The following is a 26,153-nucleotide window of genomic DNA, read 5'->3' as shown; positions in this document are numbered from 1 at the left end:
GCGGGTGTCTCGTACAGGGACGGGAGAGCGTTTTTTGACCCGGATCAGAAGAAAAAGCTGAACACGAACCTGGCGCAAACAACCGCGAGGAAGAGACCGAACAAGACCTCGAGTTTCCGTTTGGGCAGGGCGTGGGCCAGCCGGGCACCGATCGGCGCGGTCCAGATGCTGGTTGGCACGAACAGGATGAAGCCGATCAATGACACATAACCCAGCGCCAAGGGTGGCTGCAGGGCTATGACGTCGGGGAAATCCGCAGCCTTCGGCCAGCCGGCATAGATATAGCCGATGGCGCCGGGAATGGAGATCAGCACGCCAAGTCCCGATGACGTCGCCACCGCCTGGTGGATCGGACGGCCGTAGAAGGTCATGAACAGGTTGGAGAGCTGGCCGCCGCCGATACCCATCAGCGAGGACAGCACGCCGATCAGCAGGCCGTAGCCACGCATGACGGCATTGCCCGGCATGGTGTCGCTGATTTTCCAGGACTCGCGGCCGAACAGCAGGCGAAAGGCAGATACGCCCGCCACCACCACAAACACCGCCTTGAACACATCGGCCGGCGCAAACCGGGCCGCATAGCTGCCAAGCACTACGCCGAGGATCACCGGCACGGCCCAGATTTTCACGATCGACATATCGACCGCACCCTTGCGCCGGTGGGCGTTGAACGAGCGGATCGAGGTCGGAATGATCACCGCCAGGGAGGTACCGACGCAGAGGGGCATGCGCACCTCTTCCGGTATGCCAATGATCACGAACAGTTCGTAAAGCACCGGCACCACCACGGCACCGCCGCCGACCCCGAAAACACCGGCAAGAATGCCAGTAATGGCACCGGCCGCCAGCAGCGCCACGGCCAGCCATGCCAGTTCGGAAAACGGAAGGCCGAAAATCATATGCAAACACTCGCGTTGAGGGCTGACAACGACAAAGGACACAGCCATCAGACCGGGGACGCCTGCACAGACTCGCCCTTGGCTGCAGCGGGATTGTCGGGGGTGTGCCGGACGGGAGCAACCCTCAGTAGCCATATCCACCCGATATTTTGCATACAATTAACGAGTAGGCGCCGTTTTTCCGGCATGCCTCGACCGGCATCAGCGTAAAAAATGATCACCTGCCACAGTTGCGGTGAATCAATGCGCAAGACCGCCGGGTAGCTAGAGTGCCTCCGTCCGCTGCTGGGAACACGAGGCACCCATGCTGAGCTATGAAGACTGTCTGGCCTTTTGCCGGCTGACCCAGGCCGAAATCGACGCCATCGCAGAGCACGAGCATATCCCACAGATCGTCGCAGCCGAATTCGGCAACTACCTGCTCGCCACGCCCGACGGCGAGATGCGGATACGCCGCATCATTCTCGACGATATCGCCGCTGCCAAGACGCGCGGAGATGCCCCGCATGCCCTCGCCCTGAAACTGATCCTGTCAGAATTCGTCAAACGCTATCCACCGAAAGGAAAGGCCGTCCATGACCCTGAAGACCATTCGCCTTGAACTGGCCCGCAACCCTGATTTTCCTGAGGGCAGCGCCGCCCATGGTTATGATCTGAAAGCGCCGCTGGACATGGATGGCCACCTGGATGCCGAAGCCTGGCGCAAACAACGTGCGGATTGCCGGGTTCGCCGCTTCTGGGCCGGTGCAGACGACCGCCACGGCGAACTGATCCACACCCGTCAGGGCTGGGCATTTTCCTATGAGCCGGGAGACGCCGACGACGAGGCGATCTACAGGCTCGATCGCCACCTTTTCCGTCCGGGCGAGTATGTGACGATCACGGAACCGGACGGAGACTCCCACACCTTCCGGATCGCCAGCGTCAAATAGACGCCGGGATACCGAAAGGTTACGACATCGCACATTGTAGGGGATATCGGGGAATGCTCGATGATACGCCGGCGGGTCACTGCATCCCGCGTTACGGGCGGCGATCATCGTGGTCTTGACGACCTGGGGAACAAGATAAGCGCTCTGGCGGAGGTTTCAAGCCCGCTTAATGCAGGTTATTGAGAATTCACATTTTTGCCTTATTCGCCCCAGGCTTTGACCGTTTCTTAACTTCTGTGGATGCGAAAGCGGATCACGGCGGCGCTGGTCAATCCAGACGGCAGCATTTGTTTGTCCACGCTCGTTTCTGCGGCGACTGCATTGCAACTTCGTAAGGTCACTGCGATCTTTCGCTATTGCCGTGCCTAACCCGCCGCTTATAGTTGTTTTGTCTAGGGAGAAGGGCAGGTCAGAATGACAGGTCCCAATATCGGCCTCGTTCTCGATCCGGATTTGCGGCACCTGCTGCCGGCGGCGCAGGATCTGCTGGCTTACTGGCAAGCCAACCGCAGTTCCGCCGGCCTGCCCGACCGCACCGCCTTCGATCCTATTTCACTGCGCCGCTATCTCGGCAATCTGGTGATCGCGGATATCGAACACACCGACAGTGGGGAACCGCGCTATCGTTATCGACTGGTCGGCACCGAATTGGCCGATCGCAGCGGGCGCGACGCGACAGGACGCTATTTCGACGAACTCTACGACCCGACCTCGCTTGCCGAGATGAAATACTGTTTCGGCTGGGTGGCGGAGCACAAACGGCCGGCGCGGGTATTCGGCACCTTCCGGCACGCCAACCGTGCCTATCATAGCTTCGATGGCCTCTTCCTGCCCATCGCCACCGATGCCAGCGACAGCGTCGACCAGGTGATCGGCTATATCATGCCGACAGGCTGAGCGACGACCCGTTCGCGACCGAAAACCTCCTGGGGCTCCGGCAGGCCACGCAAGGCATGGAAACCCAGCGGGACAAGGCCCAGCCCCGGCCCGGCAGCATGGGCGAAAGAGGCGGAGACCACCAGGCTGCGGTCCAGCGAGGCACAAAGGTTTTCAAGACGGGCAACCTCGTTCACCGCCGGCCCGATCAGGGTGAAATCCAAACGCGCGCCGGTCCCCACATTGCCGTACATCACCTCGCCGCGATGCAGGGCGATATCCAGCGCCAGAGCCGGCTGCCCGGCTTTCCGGCGTGCGGCATTCAGCGTGGCAACAGCGGCTTGTGCCTCGTCGGCGGCGGCGAGCACCGCGCGACAGACCGGCCCGGCATCCTGGCCGCCATGCAACTGAAAGCTCGCCAGCAACCCATCACCGAGGAATTTCAGCACCTGACCGCCATGGCGCTCGATGGCCGGCCCGAGGCAATCGAAATAGGCATTCAGCGTTTCCGTCAGCGGCTCGATCGCCAGCCGATCGGCCAGTGCCGTGAACCCCCTCAGGTCGGCGTACAGGATCGCCGCATCGATCTTCTGCGCCATGCCGCGCCGGATCGCCCCGCTCAACACGCGGCTGGCGGCGTCGCTGCCCAGATAGGCCGCAGCCACGTCGCGGCTGAGGCGCGTCAACACCGAAGCCTTCATGGCCAATGCCAGCAGCCGCACCAGACGGCGCAGCCGCGTCAACTGGTCCTCGCTGAACCCTGCCGGCTCGGCCGTGGCGAAGGAACTGATCATGCCGATGCCGGCGTAACGGTCGGTCACCATCAGCGTCTTGTCGAAATCCCAGCCGAAATCATGCGCCAGCGCGAACCAGTCGGTCAGTCCCTGCTCCGCGAACTCATCCAGAACCGGAAAATCGAACGTCGCTTCCGGCCCAGTCAGGCGCCGGCGCATTTCGAGCACGTCATTGGCCAGCATGTGGCGCAGCGGGCTGGCCTGCCACGCCGGCGGTTCGTCATCGGGATCACGATGCGGCATGCCCTCGTTACCGACCAGACCACCCTCAGCATTCCAGATATAGCCATGCGCCCGCATCAGGGGGTGAAGCGTCGCCGTGCCGATGAAGACTCTGCGCAGCGGAATGCCCGCCTCCAGGGCCGCAGAGCAGAAGTGGGTTACCAGCCGCTCGGGCGGCACATTGTCCAGGCCTGACTGGACCAGCCACATGGCAATGGGAATGTCGCTGGGCGGCATCGGATCGGTATTGGGAATCATCATGGCGCCATCCTACACGTTCTGGTCCGAATTTTCCTGTGACGATGGCACGTTTTCGCCCCGCAACGGCTGGAGCAGCATGCGATCCAGGCGCAAATCGCCCGGATCGCGGAAGGCTGGCAGACCGATCGTCATGCCCTGATGGCCATCGCGCGGCTGGTCGCGGTAGGTGCCGAACAGCCTGTCCCACCATGACAGGCAGAAACCAAAATTGCTGTCGGTTTCATCGCGGTGCCAGGAGTGATGCACCCGGTGCATGTCCGGCGTGACCAGTACCTGCCGCAGCATCCGGTCGCCCTGCGACGACAGTGCCAGGTTGGCATGGCTGAACATCGAGGTGGCGTTGAGCAGCAACTCGAACAGCAGCACGCTCAGGGCCGGCGCGCCCAGGGCAAGAACAGCAGCCAGCTTGATGCCAAGCGAAAGCAGGATTTCAGCCGGATGAAACCGCGCACCGCTGGTGACGTCGATATCGAGGTCGGCATGGTGCATGCGATGCAGGCGCCAAAACGGCGCAAAGGCGTGAAAGGCGACATGCTGGCCATAGATGACCAGGTCCAGCACGAGTATGCAGGCCAGAACGGCGAGCCAGCCGGGCACAGCTATGAGGTTGAACACCCCGATGCCCTGCTCTGAGGCCCAGATCGCCACCCCAACGGCCGCGCCTGGAGCCACCAGCCGCAGCATCAGAGTATTGAGCGCGGCAATGCCCAGATTGGCTGGCCAGCGATGCAACCTCGCATGGCGCAACGGCCGGCGCGGCGCCAGAATCTCGGCGCCGGCCAACGCGGCCAGGATGCCGAGGTAGGCGGCAAGGCGGATGGTCGGCTCATGCGCAAGGATCAGGTCAGCCATGACTGCAATCTAGACCGGATCGCCGGCTTGACGAATGCCGTCATGCCCCTCCGCGGTCGCGCGCCCCCCTGCTCTCCTCTTCCGCGCGCGGATCCAGATCGGCCCGTACCGGTGCGGTGGATGGCATAGGCACGAAGTCGGTCTTTTCCGCTTGCGGCGGCGCGGCGCGCTGGCGCATGCGGTACAGTGCGAATACTGCCATAGAGGTGTGGATCACCGCCGTGAACCCGAACAATCCCAGCGGGCCAAGACGATCCATGGCAATGCCTGCGATCAATGGGCCAATCACCGAGCCGGCGCCATTGATCAGCAGCAGGCCACCGGCGATGGCAACAAAATCGGCATCTTTCGCCATATCGTTGGTGTGGGCGGCACTTAGCGCATAAAGCGGGAATGAGAATACGCCGAACAGAAAGGCCGCCACCGGCAGCAGCGCCGGCCACACGGCATAACCGAAAACGATCAACAATCCAGCCCCTGCCGCGCAGGCGCAGGCGATCAGGATGGTATGACGACGATCCATGCGGTCTGACAGGCGGCCGAAAGGCCATTGCGACAGCGCACCGCCGATCACCGTGGCGCTCATGAACCATGCCACCTGCGAAACCCCCAGCCCGGTTTGCGCAGCGAAGGCCGGCCCAAGCGCCCAGAAGGCCCCATTGGCCAGGCCAACCGTCAGCACGCCGGCTACCCCCACCGGAGAGACTTTGTAGATCTTGCCCAGCGACAGCCGTGTCGAAGAAATCGGCGCCGGCGCCGGCGAGCGCGTCATTGCCACCGGCACGGCGGCCAGCGAAACCAGTATCGAGGCCAGGCTGAACAGATGGAAGCGCAGCGGATCGTCCGCCAGCATCAGCATCTGGCCCATCGTGATCACCGAGAAGTTCACCGTGGTATAGGTGGTGAAAATAAGGCCTCGGTTCTCGCGCGTCGCCCGTTCATTCAGCCAGCTCTCGATGATCAGGTACAGTCCGGCCATGCAGAACCCTGTCAGGCCGCGCAACAGCCACCAGGGCGCCGGCTGCACCAGGATGGCATGCACCAGCGGCACGACCGAGGCAGTAGAGACCATCGCGGCGAACAGGCGGATATGGCCCACGCGCCGGATCAGGCGCGGCGTCAGCAGGCAGCCGGCAACGAAGCCGACGTAATAGGCCGACCCCAGGACACCGATCGACATCGCACCAAAACTTTCCAGGTTGGCACGAACCGGCAGCAGGGTGCCCTGCAATCCGTTGCCGGTGAGCAGCAGGGCGACGCTGAGCAGGAGCGCGCCGACCGGCGCAAGCGATGACATCATTCGTCGTTCCACTCCGTTCCGTCTTGCGGCGAGCGACCGACGCCCGCCGTGAGCCGCTGCGCAAAAATTTCTTCTGCCGCTGAACCGGCCACGAAAATGCGGCGAGGCTGAGGCGGCCAAGCCAAATACACCGCATAGTGGATTTTTCTCTTCCTTTCTGCTCAGCTTGCCTCTTCCGATTGAGCAAGTGTAATTGGCTAAGTAGAAGAAATAAATGAATTAATAACCATTTCCGTCCCGCGGGAAAAAACTACTTACGGTATTTTAATGACGTGAAATTCAAATAGCCCGCTAAACAGGCTCTCAGTGTTTCCGGATTACGAACCCAAAATGTACATGTCCTCGATCAAGTCCAAACCGCGCAGCGTCGGCCGGCTGCTCCGCATCGCCCTGGGCGTCTTCTTGCTGGGCCTGTTCGGCTACGCGCTGCTGCCCGGCGTGGTGTTCAGCCAGTACCCGGTTGGCCGCGTCAATGCCGAGTTGGTCACGCTGCGCGCGCCGATCGAGGGTCAGATCAGTTTCGGCGATGTCCGCGTCGGCGATCGTGTCCAGCGTGGACAGACGTTGGCCACCCTGCGCGACCCGCCGGAGCGCGATGTGCGGCTGGCCAATCTAGAGGCCCAGAATGACAGCCTCGGCGAGCGCATCGCCGGCCTGAGGCAGCAGATCGCCGCGCTGGAGCCTTTCGCCTTGCGTCTTGCCCAGCAGAGCCGGACTTTCCGCGATGCCGTGGTCAACAACCTCACGGCACAAATCGCCGAAGCCGAAGCGCGCCTGCGTCAGGCCGAGGCCAATGCCCGTCTGCTCGACGCACAGTTGAAGCGCGTCGCTCCCCTCGCCGCCAAAAACTATGCCAGCGGCGCGGAACTGGATCGACGTCGCGCCGAGGCTGACGTGGCCCAGGCCGAACTGGCGGCGCAGCGACAGACCCTGGGGCGTCTGCGCCAGGAACGTGCCGCCGCCGAACAGGGCGTTTACCTGAGCGACTCTTACAACAACGCCCCCTATTCCGAGCAACGCCGCGACGAGGTGAATCTGCAACGCCTGACGCTGGAGACGCGGCTGGCGGACCTGATCGCTGAACAAGGACAGGTGCAGCGTCAGATCGAGGCTGAGCGCCGCCGCCGGGAACAGATGGGCGAGGCCGTGATTCAGTCGCCCGTGGATGGCATTCTCTGGCGCCAGTTGGAAAGCAATGACAGCACCATAGGCATCAGCGCACCTCTGGCCCAGGTGGCTGATTGCAGCCGCATCTTCTTCGAGGTGGCGCGCGATCGTCGCAGCGACGAAACCCTGTCGCTGGGCGACAGCGTCGTTGTGGAATTCGAACGCAACGGCCAGATGGCGCGCTATAACGCCCGCATGGTTGGTCTGCGTAGCGACCAGGATGCCGACCGCCGCGAATTTGCGCTGGCCGGAGGCACGGGCAGCGATCAGATCCGCTGGATTTTCGCTGTCGAATTCGAGGAGGCGGCAGAAGCCTGCCCGATAGGCCGCACCGGCCGGCTGCGCCACAGCAATACCCTGATCGACCAGATCGGCCGGCGGCTAGCCGGCTGACCAGGATGGACTATCTCGCCCTGCTGCCCGGGCTTGCGCTGCTCGCCGGCGCAATCCTGCTGCTGCCGGTGGTCCGGCCGACCAGCATGATCGCGCGGCGCGGACTGATCCTCGCCGTCTTCTGCCTCAGCCTGCGGTATTTCTGGTGGCGCATCACGGAGACGCTGCCGCCGCCCGCGCAACCGGCGGATTTCGCATTCGGCCTGCTTTTCCTCATGCTGGAAATGATGCTGGCCTTCAGCACCTACATGTGTCTGCTGACCTTCTGGCGGCATCGCGACAATTCCCCCGCTGCCGACGCCTTTGAACGCGCCAGCCGCGAAGCCAACCACAGCCTGCCGGCGGTGGACGTCTTCATTCCAACCTACAACGAGGGATGGGAGGTGCTGGAGCGCACCATTCTTGGTGCCCGTGCGCTGGATTACCCGAATTTCACCGTCTGGGTGCTGGACGATACCCGGCGCGACTGGCTGCGCGAGAAATGCGAACGGCTGGGCGTACGCTACCTGCGGCGAGACGGCAACAGCGGCGCGAAGGCCGGCAATCTGAATAATGCGCTTGAAATCTCTAAGGTCGAAACCGGCGCGCCGCTGATCATGGTGCTGGATGCCGATTTCGTGCCCAAACGCCATTTCCTGCGCCGCGTCACCGGCTTCTTCGACGACCCGAAGGTGGCACTGGTGCAGACCCCGCAATTCTTCTTCAACCCCAACATGCTGCAGCATAATTTCATGCTGTCGGAATCCTGGGTCGACGAGCAGCGCTTTTTCTTCGACACGTTGCAGCCGGCCAAGGATGGCTGGGATGTTTCGTATTGCTGCGGCACCTCGTTCGTGGCGCGCCGCGCTGCCATCGAGGCGATCGGCGGCTATCCCACGGAAACCATCACCGAGGATATCCTGCTCAGCTTCAAGCTGATCGATGCCGGTTATGTCACACGGTATCTGAACGAGAAGCTATCTAATGGCCTGGCGCCGGAAACCATCGGCGAATATATCAAGCAGCGCAGCCGCTGGGGCATCGGCGCGATCCAGTCCCTGTTTGTGCAATGCGGTCCCTTCGGCCGCAACAACTTGAGTTTCCTGCAGCGGATGCTGTTCCTGGAAACCGCCAATTACTGGATCAGCCTGCCCACTTTCTGCCTGTTCGGCTTGATCGCGCCGCTGCTCTACTGGTTCTTTGGCATCGCCATCCTCCGCGCCGATGCCGCCGACTATGCCTATCACTTCCTGCCTGCTTTCATTTCATCCACGGCGCTGTTCGTCTGGATTTCCGGCGGGCGCATCATGCCGCTGCTGACCGACCTGACAGAATTCGTCTGCGCCTCGCGGGTGGCGCCTGCCGTATGGAAAGCGCTGCTGTTCCGAAAGTCGCAGCCTTTCCGCGTCACCGCCAAGGGCATGCTTACCGATCGCGTGCAGATCAACTGGCCGGTGATGCTGGAGGCAGGAACGCTCTTTGCGCTGACCGCCTTCGCCATCCTGTCCTATCGTGCCTCGCTGGTCGGAGGCCTGCAGTCCGATGGCGGCGACCCCAAGCTATACACCTTCTGGAGCTGCTGGAATCTGCTGATCCTGGCTTTGGTGATGCTGCTGGCCGTCGAGCGCCCACGTATGCGCCGCGAGGAGCGCTTTGACCTCAACGAACCCGCCACCCTGCTGTGGCGCGGCAAGCTCGAGCCCGTGCGGCTGCTCGACATGTCGGTCTCGGGCGCGCGGCTGGAGGTTGGCCCTGACATGGCGCCCGCCCTGCGCGATGCCGATGTTATCCTGCAAATCGAGGGGATCGGTCCGGCAACGGCCCATACCACCAGCGCCGGCGGCCAGCATGTGCATGTGCGTTTCGGCGCCGGGGCACCCCGCGAGGCGATCATCACCAAGCTCTATACCGGCCCGTATGACAGCGTCGCGCGGCAGGCCGAGATCGGTGCCGCGCTGGGCGAGCTGTTCAAGCGGGTCTTGGGCATGCGTTGAGGGTTATCGTAAAAATAGGCCAAATTCCGCCGCGAATTTGATCCATTTCAAATGCCGCCCCTCGTCTTTGCTGAATAATGGCAAAAAATTGAGGCCACCATGCTACCCGAAGCCATCAAAGCCAAGGCCCTGCTCAAGCTGGCCCGCGAGATCAGCCAGCACAAGGCCGGCTATTCCGCGCTGATCGTCGACCTGTCCGGGGTCCCCGCGATCCGTAACCGCGTCCTGTTCCGCGCCTTCGTGCGCTTCCTGGAGGAGCATGCGCTGGATCGCGCCGTGCGGGTGCATCCGCTGGCGATGAATGTGGTGGTGCTGGTGGTACCGAGCGATGACCGGCTGCAGATCACCCGCCGCATCGAGGAGTTGAACGACTTCCTGCTCAGCCAGCGTCATGGCCGTGTCCAGCTCGTGCATTACGATCTTGAGGCCAGTCCCGACCGTTTCGTGGCCTATTGCACACGCCTGATGGAACAGGCCCCGGCCCCGGCCCCCGACCGCTCGGTGCCGATCACCGATCCCGCTCCGCCCGACATCGCCAGCCTCGACCGCATGATCGACATTCAGCGCAGCATCGGCCAGGCCGACCTGACACTGCAGATCCGTTCGCAGACCATCTGGCGCCTCGAGAAGGAACTACCGCCTGTCGCCTTCGCTGAAGAATTGTGGGTATCGATCGCCGCCATCGAACAGATCACCGGCCAGTACATCCATTCCGACGCATGGCTGTTCGGCCGTAGCACCGAACTGCTGGATCAGCGCATGCTGAACCATCTGAACAAGGAGCCGCCAACCACGCCGCTGCGCCTGTTCCTGAACCTGAACTCCTCCAGCATCGTCGGCGGAAACTTCCGCAAGCTGGTTGCCAATCTGCCCGCCGAGCAGTTGCACCGGATGACGGTGGAAACGGCCCTGCTCGACTGGCGCCGCTCGTCCGATGTCGCCGGCCGCATCCTCGACCAGCTGCAGCGGCAAGGCGTGGCGCTGGCGCTGGATGGCCTCCGGGCGCAGGATCTTGTGACGCTCAGCCCCGAAGAGTTGGCATCCGCCGATTTCCTGAAGCTGGACGCCCTGGCGCAGGACGAAGTCGCGCTCGACAAGGCCCTGGCGGGTCTGGCGCCGGAAACGATCACCAAACTGGTACTCTGCCATTGCGAATCCACGGCGCAGATCGGCACCGGCATTGCCCACGGCATCACCTTGTTCCAGGGCAGCCATCTGGCGAACTTCCTCGACACGCCCGCCGAGATCGAAAGCCTGCTCGGCCAGGCAGCGGCCGAGGCCGCGCCCCAGGCGGTGAAAACAGCCCACCTCCCCGAAGACTGAATGGCGAGATTGAGGCTGGTATCGCCCCAATTCTAAAGCGGAATTAAACAAAAGCCCCCTTGCCGGCCCTTCCGCCTTGCCGCCATAATCGCGGCCAAGCGGGGGAATCATGCAGGCCGAGGCGATCAAGGTACAGGGGCTGGTCAAGCTGGCCCACGAGATCAGCAATCGCAAGTCGCAGTGCTGCGCGATCCTCATAGACCTTTCCGGCATTCCCGGCATACACAACCGCGTGCTGTTCCGCGCCTTCGTCAGTTTCGTCGAGGAACGCTGCCTCGATCATGCCCTGCATGCGCATCCGCTGGCGCGCAACGTGATCGTGGTGATCCTGCCCCATGCCGAAGAGGCGGCGGTACTGCATCGGCTGACCGAGCTGAACCATTTCCTGCTCCAGCAGCGTCACGGCACCATCGCCCTGAACCGTTTCCATCTCGACACCGAGGTGCGCGAGTTCATCGCCTTCGCCACCCGCCTGATGGAGCAGGCACCGGCCCCGCCAGTGCATCGCAGCATCCAGACCATCGACCCAGCCCCGCCCGATATTGCATCGCTCGACAGCCTGATCGGCGTGGAGCGCAGCATCGGCCAGGCCGACCTCTCGATGCAGATGCGCAGCCAGACCATATGGGACCTGCAGAAGGACCAGCCGCCCGTCGCCTTCGCCGAGGAACTCTGGGTCTCGATGACGGCGGTGGAGAAGATCACCGGCCAGGACCTGCACGACGATGCCTGGATGCTTGGCCGCAGCACCGACCTGGCTGACAAGCGCCTGCTGTCCTTCCTGGTGAAGGAAATTCCGCTCACCGACAGCCGTAAAATCCGCCGCTTCATCGGCCTGACTCCTGGCAACGTGGCCGGCAGCGACTTTCACCGTCTGATCGGGGAGCTATCGGCGCCGCAACTTCGCGATCTGGCGGTCGAGCTGACGCTGCTGGACTGGCGCATGGATCCGCAGGCCGGCCAAGAAATCGCAGCCATGCTTCGCCGTCACGGCATCAGTCTCGTGCTGAGCTGCCTGCGCGCCGACGACCTGCCGCACCTGACCCGCGACGACATCGAATCCGCGCAATATCTGAAGCTGGATGCATCGGCCCAGCCTGTGGAGCAGCTTGCGGCCGGGCTGAAAAGCCTGAGCGGCCCGCTGCTGGCCAGAACCATCCTCGGCCATTGCGACTCCGACGAGCAGATCGCTGCGGGCATCCTGTGCGGCCTGCGGCTGTTCCAGGGTGCGGGCCTGACGCGCTTCCTCGACAGTCCCGACCTGGTCGAGAAGCTGCTCGGCCGCGGCGCGGCCCTGCACACGGTCGGCGCCATCCGCACGGCACACAAGGACTGAGCGGACGGTTCGTTTCAGCGATCCGAGTGATGCGCCTTGGCCTTCAGGCCGGCGGCGCGGATTTCCGACAGGGATGCACGCGGCGTCAGCGCCTCGGGATCCAGCTTCACCTCGATGATCGCCGGCTTGTTGGCGGCCTGGGCGCGCTGGAAGGCGGCGGCGAAATCCTCGGTGCGCTCCACCGTCTCGCCATGGCCGCCGAAGGCGCGCGCAAAGGCGGCGAAATCGGGATTGACCAACTGCGTGCCGCTGACGCGGCCGGGATAGTCGCGCTCCTGGTGCATGCGGATGGTGCCGTACATGCCATTGTTCACCACCACCACGATGATATTCACGCCATACTGCATGGCGGTGGCGAATTCCTGCCCCGTCATCAGGAAGCAGCCGTCGCCGGCGAAGGCCACCACCGTGCGCTGCGGGTTGGTCAGCTTGGCCGCAATCGCCGCCGGCACGCCATAGCCCATCGAACCCGAGGTGGGTGCGAGCTGCGCGGTATGGCGGCGGTAGCGGTGGAAACGATGGATCCAAGTGGCATAGTTGCCGGCGCCGTTGCAGAACACCGCGTCGGCCGGCAGCGTGTCGGTCAGCCAGCGCATGATGCTGGTCATCTGGATATTGCCGGGCGAGACCACCGGCGCCTGCCAGGCTTCGTAATCGGCGCGGGCCTGCCTGGTTCCCGCCGCCCAGGCGCGGCCATCCACCGGGCCGATCTTCTGCAGCGCGGCGGCGAAGCCGGCGGCCGAGGCATGGATCGGCAGATCGGCGGTATAGACGCGGTTCAGTTCCTCGGCGCCGGCATGCACATGCACCAGCGCCTGCTTCGGCACTGGGATGTCGATCATGGTGTAGCCGCCGGTGGACATCTCGCCCAGCTTGGCGCCCATCACCAGCAGCAGGTCGGCCTCCTTGATGCGCGCCTGCAGTTTGGGATTGATGCCGATGCCGACATCGCCCACGTAATTGGGCCAGTCGTTGTCGATGTAATCCTGGCGGCGGAACACCGCGCCCACCGGCAGGTTCGAGGCACCGGCCCAGGCCTGCACCTGCTCGCGCACTTTCTCGCTCCAGCCCGAACCGCCGACGATCATCATCGGGTTCTTCGCCGCCTGCAGCATCGACTTCAGCCGTGCCATCTGTTCATCGGAGGGATGCGCCTCGGCATGCTGCACCGGCTTGCCGTCGGCGCATTCCACTTCCTCGGTCAGCATGTCTTCGGGCAGGGCCAGCACGACGGGACCGCGCCGGCCCGACATCGCCACGCTGAAGGCGCGGCTGACGAATTCGGGGATGCGGCGGGCATCGTCGATCTCGGCCACCCATTTGGCCATCTGGCCAAACATGCGGCGATAGTCGATCTCCTGGAAGGCCTCGCGTTCCATCATGTCGCGGCCGACCTGGCCGATGAACAGAATCATCGGCGTGGAATCCTGAAACGCGACATGCACGCCGGCCGAGGCATTGGTGGCGCCAGGCCCGCGGGTAACCATGCAGATGCCGGGCTTGCCCGTAGTCTTGCCATAGGCATCTGCCATCATCGCCGCGCCGCCCTCCTGGCGGCAGATCACAAAGCGCATGGCATTGGCGTGATCGTGCAGGCCGTCGAGCACGTTCAGGAAGCTTTCGCCGGGCACGCCGAACATGGTGTCCACGCCCTGGATGCGAAGCTGCTCGACCAGGATATGACCGCCTGAACGTTTCATGACTGTACTCTCTTCGTCTTGTGGTTCAGATATCTTTGCCGTTAGCGCTTGATCGGCGCGAAAGCCGCCGGGATCATCAGCTGGTTCTGCTGATTGACCAAATAGCTGGCCTCGGCACTGGCCTTCAGATAGGCCTGCCACTCGGGGTCGGCCTGCATGGCGGCGCGTTTCTTCTCGCGATCGCCGGCATTCTCGTAGGCCCAGATATGGATATAGGTGTTGATCGGACCGGTCTCGGTGACCAGGAAGGCGACCGGCTGGCCCAGATGGCGGGTCTGCGGCTTGAAGCCAAGCTTCTCGTACATCTCAAGCTGCAGCTTGATGGTGCCGGGCCGGCAGGTATAGGTGCGGACGTCGAGCAGCATGTCAGCAGGTTTCCTCTTTTAATGACGAGGACACTAGGCAAGCCGCCCGGCCCTCGCAAGGCATACCCGCAGGCCGGCGTCTGAAAACGACTGTCGCCGGAAGCGGATCATGCTTCCGGCGCATGATGTCATGCAAAAGCAGTTTCAGGCCGGCAGAACCGCCACGCCCTCGATCTCGAACAGCATCCCCGCCAGCGCCAGGCGCGGCACTGGGATCAGCGTGCAGGCCGGCTTCAATCCGGTGCCGAAGACACATGCCAGCTCTTCGCCAAAAACATGCAGCCGCTCCTCGCTGTGATCGACAATCAGCACCGTCAGCTTGGCGACATGCTGCGGCGCAGCACCAGCGGCGTTCAGAGCCAGGGCCAGATTCTTCATCGCCTGCCGAACCTGCTTGCGGAAGTCGGACGACAGTGCACCATCTGCGGTTTCGCCGCCCTGCCCGGCCACAAAGACCAGGCGGCTGCCCCCTCCCACCATGGCAAGGTGGGAATACCCGTTGGCGCTGGGTTCATACAGTCCAGGCGGGTTCATCAGGGCAAAATTGCGCGACGGGACGGGCGTCATGGAGGTCATGCAAGGCTTTCCTTTTTTCATCGCAGCCGGACGGGCCGCTTCAATCACCAGGACGGTCCGCCGGCACGATCTGTGACACCCGCCCCGCCTTGCCCACCCGCCGGAATCCGGTCATAAGCAGCCGGAGAGACACCGGGAGGAATACATGCAGATCGCCGCATGCATGTCGCGACTGGGCACGGAAAGTGCCTTCGAAGTTCTGGCGCGTGCCAAGGCCCTTGAAGCCCAGGGGAAAAGCATCATCAACCTCGGCATCGGCCAGCCCGATTTCCCCACCCCGCCCCATGTGGTGGAAGCCGCGATCAAGGCCCTGCGCGACGGCCATCACGGCTATACCCCGGCCAACGGGATCCTGCCCCTGCGCGAGGCGGTCTGCGCCGAGATCGCGCAGCGCTACAAGACCACCGTGTCGCCCGAGCGTATTGTGATCGTACCTGGCGGCAAGGTGACCATGGCCACCGCGATCATGATGTTCGGCGAACCGGGCGCCGAGATCATGTATCCCGATCCCGGCTTTCCGATCTATGAGAGCCTGGTCAAATTCACCGGCGCCACGGCGGCCGGCTATCCGCTGCTGGAAAAGAACGGCTTCGCCTTCCGCGCCGAGGACCTGCTGGCGCGCATCACGCCCAACACGCGTCTGCTGATCGTCAACTCGCCGGCCAATCCCACCGGCGGCGTGGCCCCGGCCGAGGAAGTGAAGAAACTGGTCGAGGGGCTGCAGCGTTTCCCCCATGTCGCCATCATGGCCGACGAGATTTACTCCCGCCTGGTGCTGGACGGCGATGGCGCCTATGCCAGTTTCATCCCTTATCTGGAGCAGTTGCAGGACCGCCTGATCATCCTGGAAGGCTGGTCAAAGACCTATGCCATGACCGGCTGGCGCCTGGGCTGGGGCCTGTGGCCGGCGAAGCTGGCCGAAATCGCGACCCGGCTGGCGATCAACACCCATTCCTGCGTCAACGCCGCCACGCAATATGCGGGCATCGCGGCCCTCCAGGGCCCGCAGGATGCCGTGGAGCAGATGCGGCTGGCCTTCCGCCGGCGGCGCGATCTTTGCGTCGCCGGGCTGAACAGGATTCCTGGCCTGTCCTGCATCCGGCCAGATGGCGCCTTCTATGCCTTCCCCAACATCACCGGCACGGGATTAACGGCGCGCCAGATGCAGGATGGCCTGCTTGAGCAGGCCGGAGTGGCGACCATCGCCGGCACCAGTTTTGGTCGCCATGGCGAGGGTTACCTGAGACTATCCTTCGCGGCCTCCGATCAGGCGATTTCCGAGGCGCTGCAACGCATTGCCAACTTCCTTGGACAGAACCAGCCGAAACAATAGGCAAAATTCAGCCTATTTTTCGATCATATGGATTATTTTATATGCAAATGGCGCCGAAAACCTATCCACAGCCCCCACCTGACGGCGGGAATCCAGCGGGTTAAACCCTGGTTAACACTGGCACAGACTGTGCATACTCTCACCCGTCTTTCAAATCTGGCCAAAAAGCGTTGTCGCACCCATGAAAAAGATCGAAGCCATCATCAAGCCCTTCAAGCTCGACGAAGTGAAGGAAGCCCTCCATGAGATCGGCCTGCAGGGCCTGACCGTGACCGAGGCCAAAGGCTTCGGCCGCCAGAAGGGCCATACCGAGCTGTATCGCGGCGCGGAATATGTCGTCGACTTCCTGCCCAAGGTGAAGATCGAGGTGGTGCTGGAGGACGGCATGGTCGAAAAGGCCGTCGAGGCCATCACCCAGGCCGCCCGCACCGGCCGGATCGGCGACGGCAAGATTTTCATTTCCACGGTCGAAGACGTGATTCGCATCCGCACCGGCGAAAAGGGCGCGGAAGCAGTCTGACGGCGGGGCAGTCCATCCCCGTCATTCCACCTCATTGAGTACCCCGACCGAGTATCCCGCGCGGGGCCCCTCCGTGAGCATTACCAACCCAGGGAAGAAGCAGCAGGAAAACAGCCATGGCTGATGCAAAATCCATTGTGAAGCAGTTGAAGGAAAAGGACGCCAAGTACGTCGATTTCCGGTTCACCGACCCCCGCGGCAAGTGGCAGCATGTCGCTTTCGACATCACCATGATCGACGAGCCGACACTGAAGGAAGGCATCATGTTCGACGGTTCGTCGATCGCCGGCTGGAAGGCGATCAACGAGTCCGACATGCTGCTGAAGCCGGACCTCGACACCCTCACCTTCGACCCCTTCTCGGCGCAGACCACCGCGATCCTGTTCTGTGACGTGCTGGAGCCGAGCGAAGGCACCCCGTATAACCGCTGCCCGCGCTCGATCGCCAAGGCCGCCGAGTCCTTCATCAAGTCGAGCAAGGTTGCCGACGTCGCCTATTTCGGCCCCGAGGCCGAGTTCTTCGTGTTCGACGACGTGCGCTTCAAGACCTCGATGAACGAAACCTTCGTCTACATGGACGACATCGAAGGCGACTACAATTCGGGCAAGGTCTACGAAGGCGGCAACATGGGCCACCGCGCCCCGATCAAGGGCGGCTACTTCCCGGTGGCTCCGCTCGATCAGGGCGGCGACCTGCGTTCGGAAATGCTCTCCACCATCGCCGCCATGGGCGTGACGGTCGAGAAGCACCACCACGAAGTGGCGAACAGCCAGCACGAACTGGGCATCAAGTTCGGCACCCTGCTGAAATGCGCCGACAACATGCAGATCTACAAGTACTGCGTGCATAACGTGGCCCATGCCTGGGGCAAGACCGCGACCTTCATGCCGAAGCCGGTCAAGGGCGACAACGGTTCGGGCATGCACGTCCACCAGTCGCTGTGGAAGGGCGGCAAGCCGCTGTTCGCCGGCAACAAGTATGCCGGTCTGAGCGAGATGGCGCTGTACTACATCGGCGGCATCATCAAGCATGCCAAGGCGCTGAACGCCTTCACCAACCCGCTGACCAACAGCTACAAGCGCCTGATCCCCGGCTTCGAGGCCCCCGTGCTGCTCGCCTATTCGGCGCGCAACCGCTCGGCCTCCTGCCGCATCCCGTTCGGCGCCGGCGAAAAGGCCAAGCGCGTCGAAGTTCGCTTCCCCGATCCGGGCGCGAACCCCTACCTGGCCTATGCCGCCATGCTGATGGCCGGTCTCGATGGCATCAAGAACAAGATCCATCCCGGCCCGGCCATGGACAAGAACCTCTATGACCTGCCGCCGGAAGAGCTGAGCAAGGTGCCGCAGGTTTGCGGTTCGCTGCGCGAAGCCCTGGAGAGCCTGGACAAGGACCGTGCCTTCCTGAAGGCCGGCGGCGTGTTCAACGACGATTTCATCGACGCCTACATGGAGCTGAAGTGGGAAGAGGTGTATGCCTTCGAGCACACCCCGCACCCGATCGAGTTCTCCATGTACTACTCGGTCTAATATCCTCCCAAGAAGGACTTCCCTGGGCCCGCGGCCTAACCGCCGAGTGTCCAACGAGCCCCGCCGGTTGCTGCCGGCGGGGCTTTTCTTTTGTTTGCGCCGCCGCAGTGCCGGATGCCCCCTTGACCGGTCGCGACGGCGCGACGACACTCCGCCGCCATGAGCAGCCCCGTTCATTCCTCGCGTCCGGGCAACACGCGCCGCGACGATACTGCCGTCCGGCTGGCGCCGATCCTGTTTTTCGTCGGCGTCGTCAGCTGCTGTTTCGGCATTGCCATGCTGCCGCCGCTGCTGATCGACGTGGCCGATGGCCATGAGGATTACGCCGTCTTCCTGGTCTGCGCCACGGGAACGCTGTTCATCGGTGCCGGCATCGCCATCGCCACCTATAACCGGGCTCAGCAGATCAACCTGAACGAAACCCTGCTGCTGCTGCCTGCGACCTGGGTTACCGTAAGTCTGGTCTGCGCCGTTCCCTTCATGCTGTCTGAACTGCAGCTACCTCTCGCCGACGCCGTCTTTGAGGCAGTATCGGGACTGACCAATACGGGTTCCACGGTAATTGTCGGATTGGACAACCTGCCGCGTGGACTACTGCTGTGGCGCTCGCTGCTGATGTGGATCGGGGGCTTCGGCGTAGTCACCATCGCCGTGCTGGCCCTGCCCTTCCTGCGCATCGGCGGTCTGCAGCTCTTCAGCCTCGATCTCTCGCCCAACTCGGCCAAGTTCGTGCCACGCATTACCGAGGTGGTGGGGCAGATCGGTATCATCTACGCCGTACTCACTGCCATCTGCGCCCTTTGCTACTGGTTTGCCGGCATGAGTGGATTCGATGCCATCTGCCATGCCATGACCGCACTGGCGACCGGTGGTTATTCCACACACGATGCAAGTATCGGCTTTTTCCAGAGCGCTGCCATCGAGTGGATCAGCGTATTATTCATGGCCCTGGGAGCCATGCCATTCGGCCTTTACATCGTCGCGCTGTACGGCCAGCCCGGCCGTCTGTTCCGCGACGATCAGGTGCGGCTGTTCCTCGGTATCATCGGCGGTTCGACTGCCCTCCTGGTCTTCTGGCGCATGGCCGAACATGACGCTGCCTTCTGGCCGGCCCTACGCGAGGCCGCCTTTGTCACCGTTTCGACCATCACCACCACGGGATTCACCAGTCATGACTATTCGCAATGGGGCGGCTTCGCCGAAGTGGTGGCCCTGCTGCTGATGCTGATCGGCGGCTGCACCGGCTCCACCGTGGGCGGCATCAAGGTCTTCCGCATTTTCACCATGCTGAAGATGCTGCGCGCGCAGTTGCACCGTCAGATTTTCCCGCACGGCACCTTCCGCGTCACCTTCAATGGCGAAAACATCCCCGATGCCGTGCGCGCCGGCGTCGCCACCTATATTTTCATGTATCTGCTGCTCTTGATCATACTCACGCTCGCCATCGGCTTCTTCGGCCTCGATTTCCGCGAAAGCCTTGGCGCCGCGGCCGGCGCGCTGGGCAACGTCGGTCCCGGCCTCGGTCCCAATTCCGGCCCCTGCTGCACCTTCCAGGGCGTACCGACCGAAGTGAAATGGCTGATGTCGTTCGGCATGCTGGCCGGACGGCTGGAAATCCTGATCCTGCTGATCCCCTTCAGCCGTTCCTTCTGGCGGCACTAGACCCTATTAGCCGTTCAACCGTGCCAGCGCCCGCGCATCGGCTTCCGCCATCGCGGTCGCATAGGCGCCCAGCCGGCCGCGCAGGCTGGCCACCGTGGCGGGGTCGGCGGTGGCCGGCGAACCGCCGTAAGGCGGCTGCGGTTCGTATTCGATCTGGAGCTGGATTTCCCGCGCCAGCGTCTCGCCGGCCAGCATGGCCACCAGTGTCAGTCCGAAATCGATGCCGGCCGTGACGCCGCCGCCGGTCACGCGGTTGCGGTCGATCACTACGCGTTCGGAGACGGGCGTGGCACCGAAGGCCGCCAGGCGTTCCAGCGACATCCAGTGCGTGGTGGCGCGATAGCCGCGCAGCAGCCCGGCTGCCGCCAGCACGAGCGCGCCGGTGCACACCGCTGTGACAAACCGGCAGCCCGGCGCCTGGGATTTCAGGAAATCCAGCGTGGCGGCGGCTTCCATGGCCTGCAGATGCCCAGGCCCACCCGGCACACAGACCACGTCGAGCTGCGGGCAATCGGCATAGCGCGTGGTCGGCAGGATGGTAAGCCCGCCACTGGAGCTGCGCACAGGGTCCAGCGCCGGCGCCAGCAGGTGGCAGGTGGTACCGGGAAGTTTGGAGAACACTTCCCATGGCCCGGTCAGGTCGAGCTGGGTCAAATTGGGAAACAGCAGGAAACCGATCTGCAGCGACATCGCCTTTGTCCCGTCTGGTGATTGTCGCATTCAGCCTGCCGCAGGCCCGGCGGGGCGGCAACAGCGGAATTGTATCCCTGCATTCCCGTCGCTTTCACGCAGATCGCGGCTGTGCCAGAGTCTGCACTGTCTTCATCTGCGGAGCCGCCCCATGGCCCATGCCCTCGATCCCCGCCCTGCCGTGCAAACCGGCCATAACCGTCCCGATCTCGACACGCCCGAAATCCGCCAGGCCCGCGTCGACCTCGCCGCCTGCTTCCGCATGGCAGCGAAACACGGCATGCATGAAGGCATCTGCAACCATTTCTCCGCCGTGCTGCCGGGCCATGACGACCTCTTCCTGGTCAATCCCTATGGCCAGGCCTTTTCGGAAGTCAGCGCCTCCAGCCTGCTGGTCTGCGACTTCCACGGCAACGTGATTGCCGGTCAGGGGCAGCCGGAAGCGACGGCGTTTTTCATCCATGCCCGCATGCATATGCGCGTGCCGCGCGCCCGCGTCGCCTTCCACACCCACATGCCCTATGCGACGGCCCTGTGCATGACCGAAGGCGAGCCGCTGATCTTTGCCGGCCAGACCGCACTGAAATTCTACGGCCGCACCAAGGTGGATGCGGATTATAACGGCCTGGCGCTGGATCATGCCGAGGGTGACCGCATCGCTGCCAGTGTGAATGATGCCGACATCATCTTCATGCGCCACCATGGCGTGATGGTGCTGGCGCCCACCATCGCCGAAGCCTGGGACGATCTGTACTACCTGGAGCGCGCCTGCCAGGTGCAGTGCATTGCCATGGCGACGGGCCGCAAGGTGATGCCGGTGCCGCAGCAGATCGCCGAGGCCACCTATGCGCAGATGCGCGAGGGCGACCGGGAATCCGCCCGCCTGCATCTGGAAAGCTGCAAACGCCAACTCGACCGCGAGCAGCCGGATTACCGGTTCTGAGGCTCGCCGTCCTTCGGCTGCGCCACCGCCAGGCGCCAGCCGCGCCGCAGGGCTGCGATGCGGATCACGAAGCACAGCACGCCGCCGGCGATCACACCGGCATTGGGATCGAGGCCGGCATGCTGCAGAGCCACCACCACGGCCGCACCGGCCAGGGCGGCCACGGCATAGACCTCGGCGCGCAGCACGGTGGGGATTTCGGCCAGCAGGATGTCGCGCGCCATGCCGCCGCCGATGCCGCTGAGCGTGCCCAGCAGGGCGGCCGCCAGCGGATTGAGGCCGTAGGCCAGCGCCTTCTGCGCGCCCAGCACAGCAAACAGCGCCAGGCCGGCGGCATCGAAGATCTGCACCGGATGCTTCAGCCGCTCGACCTGGGCATGGAAGAAAAACACGATCAGGCCGGCCGCCACCGCAATCGCCAGATATTGCCAGTCGCGCAACGCCGCTGGCGGCAGGGCGCCGATCAGCACATCGCGCAGCATGCCGCCGGCTGAAGCCGCGGCGAAGGCCAGTACCAGCACGCCGAACACATCCAGCCGCCGGCGCACGCCGGCCGTGGCGCCAGAGAGCGCAAAGACGAAAGTGCCGAGATAATCGAACAGGGTGAGTAGCATGGCTTAGTCATGCCATGGCCGCCCGCCCAAGTCAGCGGCAATTTAGGCCTTGTGGTCGCGCTTCTTGAATTTCGGCCCGCCGGCCTTGCCGGCAAAACTCGGCTTGAAGGGTTTGCCGGCCCCGCCCTCTTTGTCGCCCCGGGGCTTGCCCCCCGCGAACTTGCCGCCCGCGAACTTATCTTGGCCGCCCTTGTACTGCCCCGGCTTGTAGGGCGTCTTTTTGTACGGCTTGGCATCCTCGCGCGGACGGGCCTCGGCGGCCTGTTCCGTAGGCCCATTGGGCAGCCGCGTGATTGTGATCTGCTTCTCGCCGGTGCCCTCGCGCTCGATCTGCGCGGCAAAGCGTTCGGCCGCCTCGGCCGAAATCTCGAACTGGCTTTCGGTGTGGAAAATCTTGATCGCGCCGACATCGCGGCGGGTGATATGGCCAACCCGGCAGATCAGCGGCAGCAGCCAGCGCGGCTCGGCATTCTGCTTGTGCCCGGCCGAGATGCTGAACCACACGCCGCCCCGGCTTTCGCCGCTGCCATACTCGCGACGCGGCCTGGGCAGGAATTCCGGCTCCGGCGCGATATCCAGCAGTTCCTCCGGCGCGGGCCGGTTGGCCTGCTGCAGCCGCAGGTAAGCCGCAGCTACTTTCTCCGCGCCATGCAAAGCCAGCAGCTCGGTGGCAAAAGCACGCTCGTCGTCGGTGACATCGGCCAACAGGCTGGCATCGTTGAGGATGCGCGTGCGGTCGGCAGCGAGAATGTCGGCGGCGCGCGGCGGCGTGCCCCATTGCGCCACGATCTTGGCCTCCTGCAACAGGCGCTGCACGCCGCGCTTGCGGTTATGCGGCGCCAGCACCACGCAGATGCCCTTGTTGCCGGCGCGGCCGGTGCGGCCCGAACGGTGCAGCAAAGTGTCGGCATTCACCGGCGGATCGGCATGCACCACCAGATCCAGGCCCGGCAGGTCGATGCCGCGCGCCGCCACGTCAGTCGCCACGCAGACCCGGGCGCGGCCGTCGCGCATCGCCTGCAGGGCATGGGTGCGTTCGGTCTGCGACAGCTCGCCCGACAGCGCCACCACGGCAAAGCCGCGATTGCCCAGCCGCGCGGCCAGATGCGTCACCGCCATGCGGGTGCCGCAGAACACCATGGTGCTCTTGGCGTCGAAAAACCGCAGCACGTTGATGATGGCATTCTCGCGCTCGTTTGGCGCCACGGCCAGCACGCGGTATTCGATATCCACATGCTGGGTCTTTTCCTGCGCCGTGGAAATGCGCACCGCATCGCGCTGGAAGCGTTTGGCCAGCATGGCGATGGGTTTGGGCACGGTGGCCGAGAACAGCAGGGTGCGGCGCTCGGGCGGCGCGGCGTCAAGGATAAATTCCAGATCCTCGCGGAAACCGAGGTCGAGCATCTCGTCGGCTTCGTCCAGCACCACGGCGCGGAGCGCGCCGATATCCAGGGCGCCGCGCTCGATATGGTCGCGCAGGCGGCCCGGCGTGCCGACCACGATATGGGCGCCGGCATTCAGCGCCTGGCGCTCGGTGCGCATGTCCATGCCGCCGACGCAGGAGACCACGCGGGCGTTGGTGGGGGCATAGAGCCACTCGAGTTCGCGGCAGACCTGCAGGGCCAGTTCACGCGTGGGCGCGATGATCAGCGCCAGCGGCGGCGCCCAGCCGCCCGGCCGAAAGGGCTCGAAGCCATCCGAGCCCTGCAACAAAGTGGGCGCGATGGCCATGCCGAAGGCCACCGTCTTGCCCGATCCGGTCTGGGCCGAGACCAGCAGGTCGGCCTCGGTGAGATTGGGGCCCAGCACGGCGAGCTGTACGGGGGTGAGCGTGGCATAGCCACGCGCGGCCAAAGCCTGCGCCAAAGGCGGCACGACGCCGGCAAAGGCGGCGTTTTGGGAATCGGTCATGTAATCCAGTCTTCCGGGATACGAGGGCGGCGATATCGCAACGGCCCACCCAGCATAGTCAGGGCCGATCAGGGAATGGCGACCATCATCCGCCGGCCCTGCTGCGGCGGGGTATAGGCGCAGACGCGGCGGGCGTCAAGCGGAGGACAGGAGGAACAGGCTGTTCAGGGGGTTAGGCCCGGTCCTTCCGCCCCTCAATCGTCATGCCCCGGCCCTACTTCATACCGCAACCTAACCGCTCACCCTCAACCGTCATGCCACGCCTTGACCACTCTCCCCATATCGTCATGCCACGCCTTGGGCGTGGCATCCACGAGTTTTTTATGGCGCATTTCGAAGTCGCTCTGATACCTCAAACTCTTTAAGCACTTTCGTAATCTCATGCTCTCTTTTTCTTGGGTCCAAAACTGTTTGGATATGACTAACAAAATCTCTCTGAATCTCAATCAATCTTGACTTCTTATCCATTGCTTCATCAGAGGCCAAGCAATCATAAGCATCCACTAGACAATCCAAGACCGGTTGCCTTAGACCTCTATATGCTGCTGGTTTATGCGTGCCATATTCATCACTCCACTGGTTCGGGAAGTACCACCGGCCAGTGTCGATTAAAGCACTCAATCGGATTAATACATCAAATGCACGTTCTTCGTTTTCATTAGGATGGTTAACTATATGGCACCCTTCAGATATCAAACCGCACACTTGTTCCGCCCAATTTCTTACATCGGAGAAATATTGCTCAGTCCAAGACTTAAGCTTTAATTGATGCTGTTTCTCAAATAGATCAAGATTCCTTTTTGTTAGAGCCGCGACTTCTTCTTGCTTTTTATTGGCATCTTTTGAAGCCAAAATAGATAAAACCATTGCCGCAACAGAAACGAATGTTGCAGCCCATGTTGCCAAGTCACCAGTGTCCATATCTCTCCCCCCACTTATTCCAAAAATTCGACCCGAGATAAAAACTCGTGGATGCTCGGGCCAAGCCCGAGCATGACGGGTGATAGTCGCGGTGTTTGCCTTTACCACCCGGGCATGACGGTTCTGGTGATGAGCCATGCGGGAACCCACAACTTTCCCCTTGCCGACCACTTCGCCCCACGCAATCCTGCCGCATGTCCGGTGGCTGGGTCTATATCGTTTCGAACAAACCCAACGGCACGATCTATGTGGGCGTCACGGCCGATATCCGCCGCCGCGCCCATGAGCATCGCGAAGGGCTGATCGAAGGTTTCAGCAAGACATACGGTCTTAAACGGCTGGTCTATGCCGAGGAGCATGCCAGCATCACCGATGCGATCCGGCGCGAGAAGACGCTGAAACGCTGGCCGCGCGCCTGGAAGGTGCGGCTGATCCATGCGCTCAATCCGGACTGGAATGATCTTTATGAAACGCTTTAAAAAGTAACTCGTGGATGCTCGGGCCAAGCCCGAGCATGACGGTTCAAGATATCGTCCCTCACCCCGTCTCATCTTCCTGCCTGCGGCTAAAGCGCGGCATGTCCTTCGGGAATATCTGCCCCACCATCAAGAGCGGCATTTCACCCGGCATGGGCGAGAGCGGCAGCACCAGCGCCTCGCAGGGCCAGACCTGCTTGAACGAGGGCAGTTTGAAGGTGACATGCACGGCGCATCGGTTGCGCCATGCCAGGGTGAAGGCTGTCGCGATCTCGTCGATGCGGCCCGTATCGGGATGCTGCTCCAGCCACAGGCCGGTGAGCTCGACGCCCAGGTAATCCACCACATCGGTGCCCGCCAGACGGTAATGAAAACGCAGCGGTTCGGGCTGCACGTCGATCAGCATGATATTGCCGATGATGAAGCGCAGCCGCAGCGGATCGACAAAGGCGCGGCCGGGCGGTTTCAGGTTTTCGTCATGCGCCTCAAGCCACAGGGCATAGAGCCGGCGCAGGCGCTCGTCGGCCAGCGCGTCCGGCGCCTCCACGGTTTCTATTTTTGTCGCCCCGACTGTCCGCATGGCATTCC

At 63.1% G+C, this 26,153-nt stretch carries 25 protein-coding genes; 13 read left to right on the top strand and 12 right to left on the bottom strand.

Features of this window, described 5'->3' with window-relative positions; all coding sequences use genetic code 11:
* Positions 1 to 44 precede the first annotated feature (44 nt).
* Positions 45 to 899, bottom strand: coding sequence for a sulfite exporter TauE/SafE family protein (locus tag ACK4FK_RS12230; RefSeq protein WP_409745241.1), 855 nt, complete (start codon positions 897 to 899; stop codon positions 45 to 47).
* A gap of 304 nt (positions 900 to 1,203) precedes the next feature.
* On the opposite strand from ACK4FK_RS12230, the gene ACK4FK_RS12225 reads away from it, so the two are divergent.
* From ACK4FK_RS12225 to ACK4FK_RS12215, 3 genes are all read left to right on the top strand, one after another.
* Positions 1,204 to 1,500: a hypothetical protein gene (locus ACK4FK_RS12225; protein WP_409745240.1), complete on the top strand. Its 297-nt coding sequence runs from the start codon at positions 1,204 to 1,206 to the stop codon at positions 1,498 to 1,500.
* Complete coding sequence (locus ACK4FK_RS12220) at positions 1,475 to 1,831, top strand: hypothetical protein (protein WP_409745239.1); 357 nt, start codon at positions 1,475 to 1,477, stop codon at positions 1,829 to 1,831. The genes ACK4FK_RS12225 and ACK4FK_RS12220 overlap by 26 nt, the downstream gene beginning before the upstream one ends.
* A gap of 414 nt (positions 1,832 to 2,245) precedes the next feature.
* A complete protein-coding gene (locus tag ACK4FK_RS12215) occupies positions 2,246 to 2,728 on the top strand; it encodes a PAS domain-containing protein (protein ID WP_409745238.1) in 483 nt (160 codons plus the stop codon).
* Here ACK4FK_RS12215 and ACK4FK_RS12210 read toward each other — a convergent pair.
* The 3 genes from ACK4FK_RS12210 to ACK4FK_RS12200 are packed head-to-tail and all read right to left on the bottom strand — an operon-like array spanning position 2,707 to position 6,136.
* Positions 2,707 to 3,984, bottom strand: coding sequence for an adenylate/guanylate cyclase domain-containing protein (locus ACK4FK_RS12210; RefSeq protein WP_409745237.1), 1,278 nt, complete (start codon positions 3,982 to 3,984; stop codon positions 2,707 to 2,709). The genes ACK4FK_RS12215 and ACK4FK_RS12210 overlap by 22 nt on opposite strands.
* Before the next feature lie 9 nt (positions 3,985 to 3,993).
* Complete coding sequence (locus tag ACK4FK_RS12205) at positions 3,994 to 4,836, bottom strand: sterol desaturase family protein (protein WP_409745236.1); 843 nt, start codon at positions 4,834 to 4,836, stop codon at positions 3,994 to 3,996.
* Between the two features lie 40 nt (positions 4,837 to 4,876).
* Complete coding sequence (locus ACK4FK_RS12200) at positions 4,877 to 6,136, bottom strand: MFS transporter (protein WP_409745235.1); 1,260 nt, start codon at positions 6,134 to 6,136, stop codon at positions 4,877 to 4,879.
* Positions 6,137 to 6,472: 336 nt separating this feature from the next.
* On the opposite strand from ACK4FK_RS12200, the gene ACK4FK_RS12195 reads away from it, so the two are divergent.
* The 4 genes from ACK4FK_RS12195 to ACK4FK_RS12180 all read left to right on the top strand — a co-directional run bounded on the left by ACK4FK_RS12195 (position 6,473) and on the right by ACK4FK_RS12180 (position 12,328).
* The gene (locus tag ACK4FK_RS12195; RefSeq protein WP_409745234.1) at positions 6,473 to 7,696 is read left to right on the top strand and encodes an HlyD family efflux transporter periplasmic adaptor subunit; all 1,224 of its coding nucleotides are present in this window, start codon (positions 6,473 to 6,475) and stop codon (positions 7,694 to 7,696) included.
* Between the two features lie 5 nt (positions 7,697 to 7,701).
* Positions 7,702 to 9,669, top strand: coding sequence for a glycosyltransferase (locus tag ACK4FK_RS12190; protein WP_409745233.1), 1,968 nt, complete (start codon positions 7,702 to 7,704; stop codon positions 9,667 to 9,669).
* Positions 9,670 to 9,768: 99 nt separating this feature from the next.
* A complete protein-coding gene (locus tag ACK4FK_RS12185; protein WP_409745232.1) occupies positions 9,769 to 10,992 on the top strand; it encodes a hypothetical protein in 1,224 nt (407 codons plus the stop codon).
* Between the two features lie 109 nt (positions 10,993 to 11,101).
* Positions 11,102 to 12,328 (top strand): hypothetical protein, encoded by a 1,227-nt coding sequence (locus ACK4FK_RS12180; protein WP_409745231.1) that lies wholly within the window; start codon positions 11,102 to 11,104, stop codon positions 12,326 to 12,328.
* Positions 12,329 to 12,342: 14 nt separating this feature from the next.
* On the opposite strand, the gene ACK4FK_RS12175 is transcribed toward ACK4FK_RS12180, so the two are convergent.
* The 3 genes from ACK4FK_RS12175 to ACK4FK_RS12165 form a co-directional block, all read right to left on the bottom strand.
* Positions 12,343 to 14,028: a thiamine pyrophosphate-binding protein gene (locus ACK4FK_RS12175; protein ID WP_409745230.1), complete on the bottom strand. Its 1,686-nt coding sequence runs from the start codon at positions 14,026 to 14,028 to the stop codon at positions 12,343 to 12,345.
* Between the two features lie 41 nt (positions 14,029 to 14,069).
* Positions 14,070 to 14,393 carry an NIPSNAP family protein gene (locus tag ACK4FK_RS12170; RefSeq protein WP_409745229.1) on the bottom strand — a complete coding sequence of 108 codons (324 nt, stop codon included), beginning with the start codon at positions 14,391 to 14,393 and terminating at the stop codon, positions 14,070 to 14,072.
* 144 nt (positions 14,394 to 14,537) lie between these two features.
* A complete protein-coding gene (locus ACK4FK_RS12165; RefSeq protein ID WP_409745228.1) occupies positions 14,538 to 14,969 on the bottom strand; it encodes a RidA family protein in 432 nt (143 codons plus the stop codon).
* A gap of 145 nt (positions 14,970 to 15,114) precedes the next feature.
* On the opposite strand from ACK4FK_RS12165, the gene ACK4FK_RS12160 reads away from it, so the two are divergent.
* The 4 genes from ACK4FK_RS12160 to ACK4FK_RS12145 all read left to right on the top strand — a co-directional run bounded on the left by ACK4FK_RS12160 (position 15,115) and on the right by ACK4FK_RS12145 (position 20,010).
* Positions 15,115 to 16,302, top strand: a complete 1,188-nt coding sequence (locus tag ACK4FK_RS12160; RefSeq protein WP_409745227.1) for a pyridoxal phosphate-dependent aminotransferase — start codon at positions 15,115 to 15,117, stop codon at positions 16,300 to 16,302.
* Between the two features lie 181 nt (positions 16,303 to 16,483).
* Positions 16,484 to 16,822, top strand: a complete 339-nt coding sequence (locus ACK4FK_RS12155) for a P-II family nitrogen regulator (protein ID WP_409745226.1) — start codon at positions 16,484 to 16,486, stop codon at positions 16,820 to 16,822.
* A gap of 116 nt (positions 16,823 to 16,938) precedes the next feature.
* Entirely contained in the window at positions 16,939 to 18,348 is a 1,410-nt protein-coding gene (gene glnA, locus ACK4FK_RS12150) for a type I glutamate--ammonia ligase (protein WP_409745225.1), read from the top strand.
* Between the two features lie 159 nt (positions 18,349 to 18,507).
* Positions 18,508 to 20,010, top strand: coding sequence for a TrkH family potassium uptake protein (locus tag ACK4FK_RS12145; RefSeq protein ID WP_409745224.1), 1,503 nt, complete (start codon positions 18,508 to 18,510; stop codon positions 20,008 to 20,010).
* A gap of 6 nt (positions 20,011 to 20,016) precedes the next feature.
* Here ACK4FK_RS12145 and ACK4FK_RS12140 read toward each other — a convergent pair whose 3' ends face one another.
* Positions 20,017 to 20,700, bottom strand: coding sequence for a DJ-1/PfpI family protein (locus ACK4FK_RS12140; RefSeq protein WP_409745223.1), 684 nt, complete (start codon positions 20,698 to 20,700; stop codon positions 20,017 to 20,019).
* 151 nt (positions 20,701 to 20,851) lie between these two features.
* On the opposite strand from ACK4FK_RS12140, the gene ACK4FK_RS12135 reads away from it, so the two are divergent.
* The gene (locus tag ACK4FK_RS12135) at positions 20,852 to 21,643 is read left to right on the top strand and encodes an aldolase (protein ID WP_409745222.1); all 792 of its coding nucleotides are present in this window, start codon (positions 20,852 to 20,854) and stop codon (positions 21,641 to 21,643) included.
* On the opposite strand, the gene ACK4FK_RS12130 is transcribed toward ACK4FK_RS12135, so the two are convergent.
* From ACK4FK_RS12130 to ACK4FK_RS12120, 3 genes are all read right to left on the bottom strand, one after another.
* Positions 21,631 to 22,257, bottom strand: coding sequence for a trimeric intracellular cation channel family protein (locus tag ACK4FK_RS12130; RefSeq protein WP_409745221.1), 627 nt, complete (start codon positions 22,255 to 22,257; stop codon positions 21,631 to 21,633). The genes ACK4FK_RS12135 and ACK4FK_RS12130 overlap by 13 nt on opposite strands.
* Positions 22,258 to 22,299: 42 nt before the next feature.
* The gene (locus ACK4FK_RS12125) at positions 22,300 to 24,168 is read right to left on the bottom strand and encodes a DEAD/DEAH box helicase (RefSeq protein WP_409745220.1); all 1,869 of its coding nucleotides are present in this window, start codon (positions 24,166 to 24,168) and stop codon (positions 22,300 to 22,302) included.
* Between the two features lie 321 nt (positions 24,169 to 24,489).
* Positions 24,490 to 25,089 carry a hypothetical protein gene (locus ACK4FK_RS12120; protein WP_409745219.1) on the bottom strand — a complete coding sequence of 200 codons (600 nt, stop codon included), beginning with the start codon at positions 25,087 to 25,089 and terminating at the stop codon, positions 24,490 to 24,492.
* Positions 25,090 to 25,283: 194 nt separating this feature from the next.
* Between ACK4FK_RS12120 and ACK4FK_RS12115 the strand changes: the two genes are divergently transcribed.
* Positions 25,284 to 25,568 carry a GIY-YIG nuclease family protein gene (locus ACK4FK_RS12115; protein ID WP_409745218.1) on the top strand — a complete coding sequence of 95 codons (285 nt, stop codon included), beginning with the start codon at positions 25,284 to 25,286 and terminating at the stop codon, positions 25,566 to 25,568.
* Positions 25,569 to 25,626: 58 nt separating this feature from the next.
* On the opposite strand, the gene ACK4FK_RS12110 is transcribed toward ACK4FK_RS12115, so the two are convergent.
* Positions 25,627 to 26,145: a PAS domain-containing protein gene (locus ACK4FK_RS12110; protein ID WP_409745217.1), complete on the bottom strand. Its 519-nt coding sequence runs from the start codon at positions 26,143 to 26,145 to the stop codon at positions 25,627 to 25,629.
* Positions 26,146 to 26,153: the final 8 nt, after the last annotated feature.

This window comes from Ferrovibrio sp. (genome assembly GCF_046297895.1).
GTDB lineage: Bacteria > Pseudomonadota > Alphaproteobacteria > Ferrovibrionales > Ferrovibrionaceae > Ferrovibrio.
Note: the sequence above shows the minus strand (reverse complement) of the source record. Positions and strands in the feature narration are given on the sequence as shown.

Bases quoted from the DNA above. Each gene is read 5' to 3' on its own strand.
- ACK4FK_RS12180 (WP_409745231.1), top strand. From the start codon at position 11,102: ATGCAGGCCGAGGCGATCAAGGTACAGGGGCTGGTCAAGCTGGCCCAC.
- ACK4FK_RS12125 (WP_409745220.1), bottom strand. From the start codon at position 24,168: ATGACCGATTCCCAAAACGCCGCCTTTGCCGGCGTCGTGCCGCCTTTG.
- ACK4FK_RS12215 (WP_409745238.1), top strand. From the start codon at position 2,246: ATGACAGGTCCCAATATCGGCCTCGTTCTCGATCCGGATTTGCGGCAC.
- ACK4FK_RS12145 (WP_409745224.1), top strand. From the start codon at position 18,508: ATGAGCAGCCCCGTTCATTCCTCGCGTCCGGGCAACACGCGCCGCGAC.
- ACK4FK_RS12200 (WP_409745235.1), bottom strand. From the start codon at position 6,136: ATGATGTCATCGCTTGCGCCGGTCGGCGCGCTCCTGCTCAGCGTCGCC.
- ACK4FK_RS12165 (WP_409745228.1), bottom strand. From the start codon at position 14,969: ATGACCTCCATGACGCCCGTCCCGTCGCGCAATTTTGCCCTGATGAAC.
- ACK4FK_RS12160 (WP_409745227.1), top strand. From the start codon at position 15,115: ATGCAGATCGCCGCATGCATGTCGCGACTGGGCACGGAAAGTGCCTTC.
- ACK4FK_RS12170 (WP_409745229.1), bottom strand. From the start codon at position 14,393: ATGCTGCTCGACGTCCGCACCTATACCTGCCGGCCCGGCACCATCAAG.
- ACK4FK_RS12220 (WP_409745239.1), top strand. From the start codon at position 1,475: ATGACCCTGAAGACCATTCGCCTTGAACTGGCCCGCAACCCTGATTTT.
- ACK4FK_RS12155 (WP_409745226.1), top strand. From the start codon at position 16,484: ATGAAAAAGATCGAAGCCATCATCAAGCCCTTCAAGCTCGACGAAGTG.
- glnA (WP_409745225.1), top strand. From the start codon at position 16,939: ATGGCTGATGCAAAATCCATTGTGAAGCAGTTGAAGGAAAAGGACGCC.
- ACK4FK_RS12205 (WP_409745236.1), bottom strand. From the start codon at position 4,836: ATGGCTGACCTGATCCTTGCGCATGAGCCGACCATCCGCCTTGCCGCC.
- ACK4FK_RS12115 (WP_409745218.1), top strand. From the start codon at position 25,284: ATGTCCGGTGGCTGGGTCTATATCGTTTCGAACAAACCCAACGGCACG.
- ACK4FK_RS12185 (WP_409745232.1), top strand. From the start codon at position 9,769: ATGCTACCCGAAGCCATCAAAGCCAAGGCCCTGCTCAAGCTGGCCCGC.
- ACK4FK_RS12110 (WP_409745217.1), bottom strand. From the start codon at position 26,145: ATGCGGACAGTCGGGGCGACAAAAATAGAAACCGTGGAGGCGCCGGAC.
- ACK4FK_RS12210 (WP_409745237.1), bottom strand. From the start codon at position 3,984: ATGATGATTCCCAATACCGATCCGATGCCGCCCAGCGACATTCCCATT.
- ACK4FK_RS12175 (WP_409745230.1), bottom strand. From the start codon at position 14,028: ATGAAACGTTCAGGCGGTCATATCCTGGTCGAGCAGCTTCGCATCCAG.
- ACK4FK_RS12190 (WP_409745233.1), top strand. From the start codon at position 7,702: ATGGACTATCTCGCCCTGCTGCCCGGGCTTGCGCTGCTCGCCGGCGCA.
- ACK4FK_RS12135 (WP_409745222.1), top strand. From the start codon at position 20,852: ATGGCCCATGCCCTCGATCCCCGCCCTGCCGTGCAAACCGGCCATAAC.
- ACK4FK_RS12230 (WP_409745241.1), bottom strand. From the start codon at position 899: ATGATTTTCGGCCTTCCGTTTTCCGAACTGGCATGGCTGGCCGTGGCG.
- ACK4FK_RS12140 (WP_409745223.1), bottom strand. From the start codon at position 20,700: ATGTCGCTGCAGATCGGTTTCCTGCTGTTTCCCAATTTGACCCAGCTC.
- ACK4FK_RS12120 (WP_409745219.1), bottom strand. From the start codon at position 25,089: ATGGACACTGGTGACTTGGCAACATGGGCTGCAACATTCGTTTCTGTT.
- ACK4FK_RS12225 (WP_409745240.1), top strand. From the start codon at position 1,204: ATGCTGAGCTATGAAGACTGTCTGGCCTTTTGCCGGCTGACCCAGGCC.
- ACK4FK_RS12195 (WP_409745234.1), top strand. From the start codon at position 6,473: ATGTCCTCGATCAAGTCCAAACCGCGCAGCGTCGGCCGGCTGCTCCGC.
- ACK4FK_RS12130 (WP_409745221.1), bottom strand. From the start codon at position 22,257: ATGCTACTCACCCTGTTCGATTATCTCGGCACTTTCGTCTTTGCGCTC.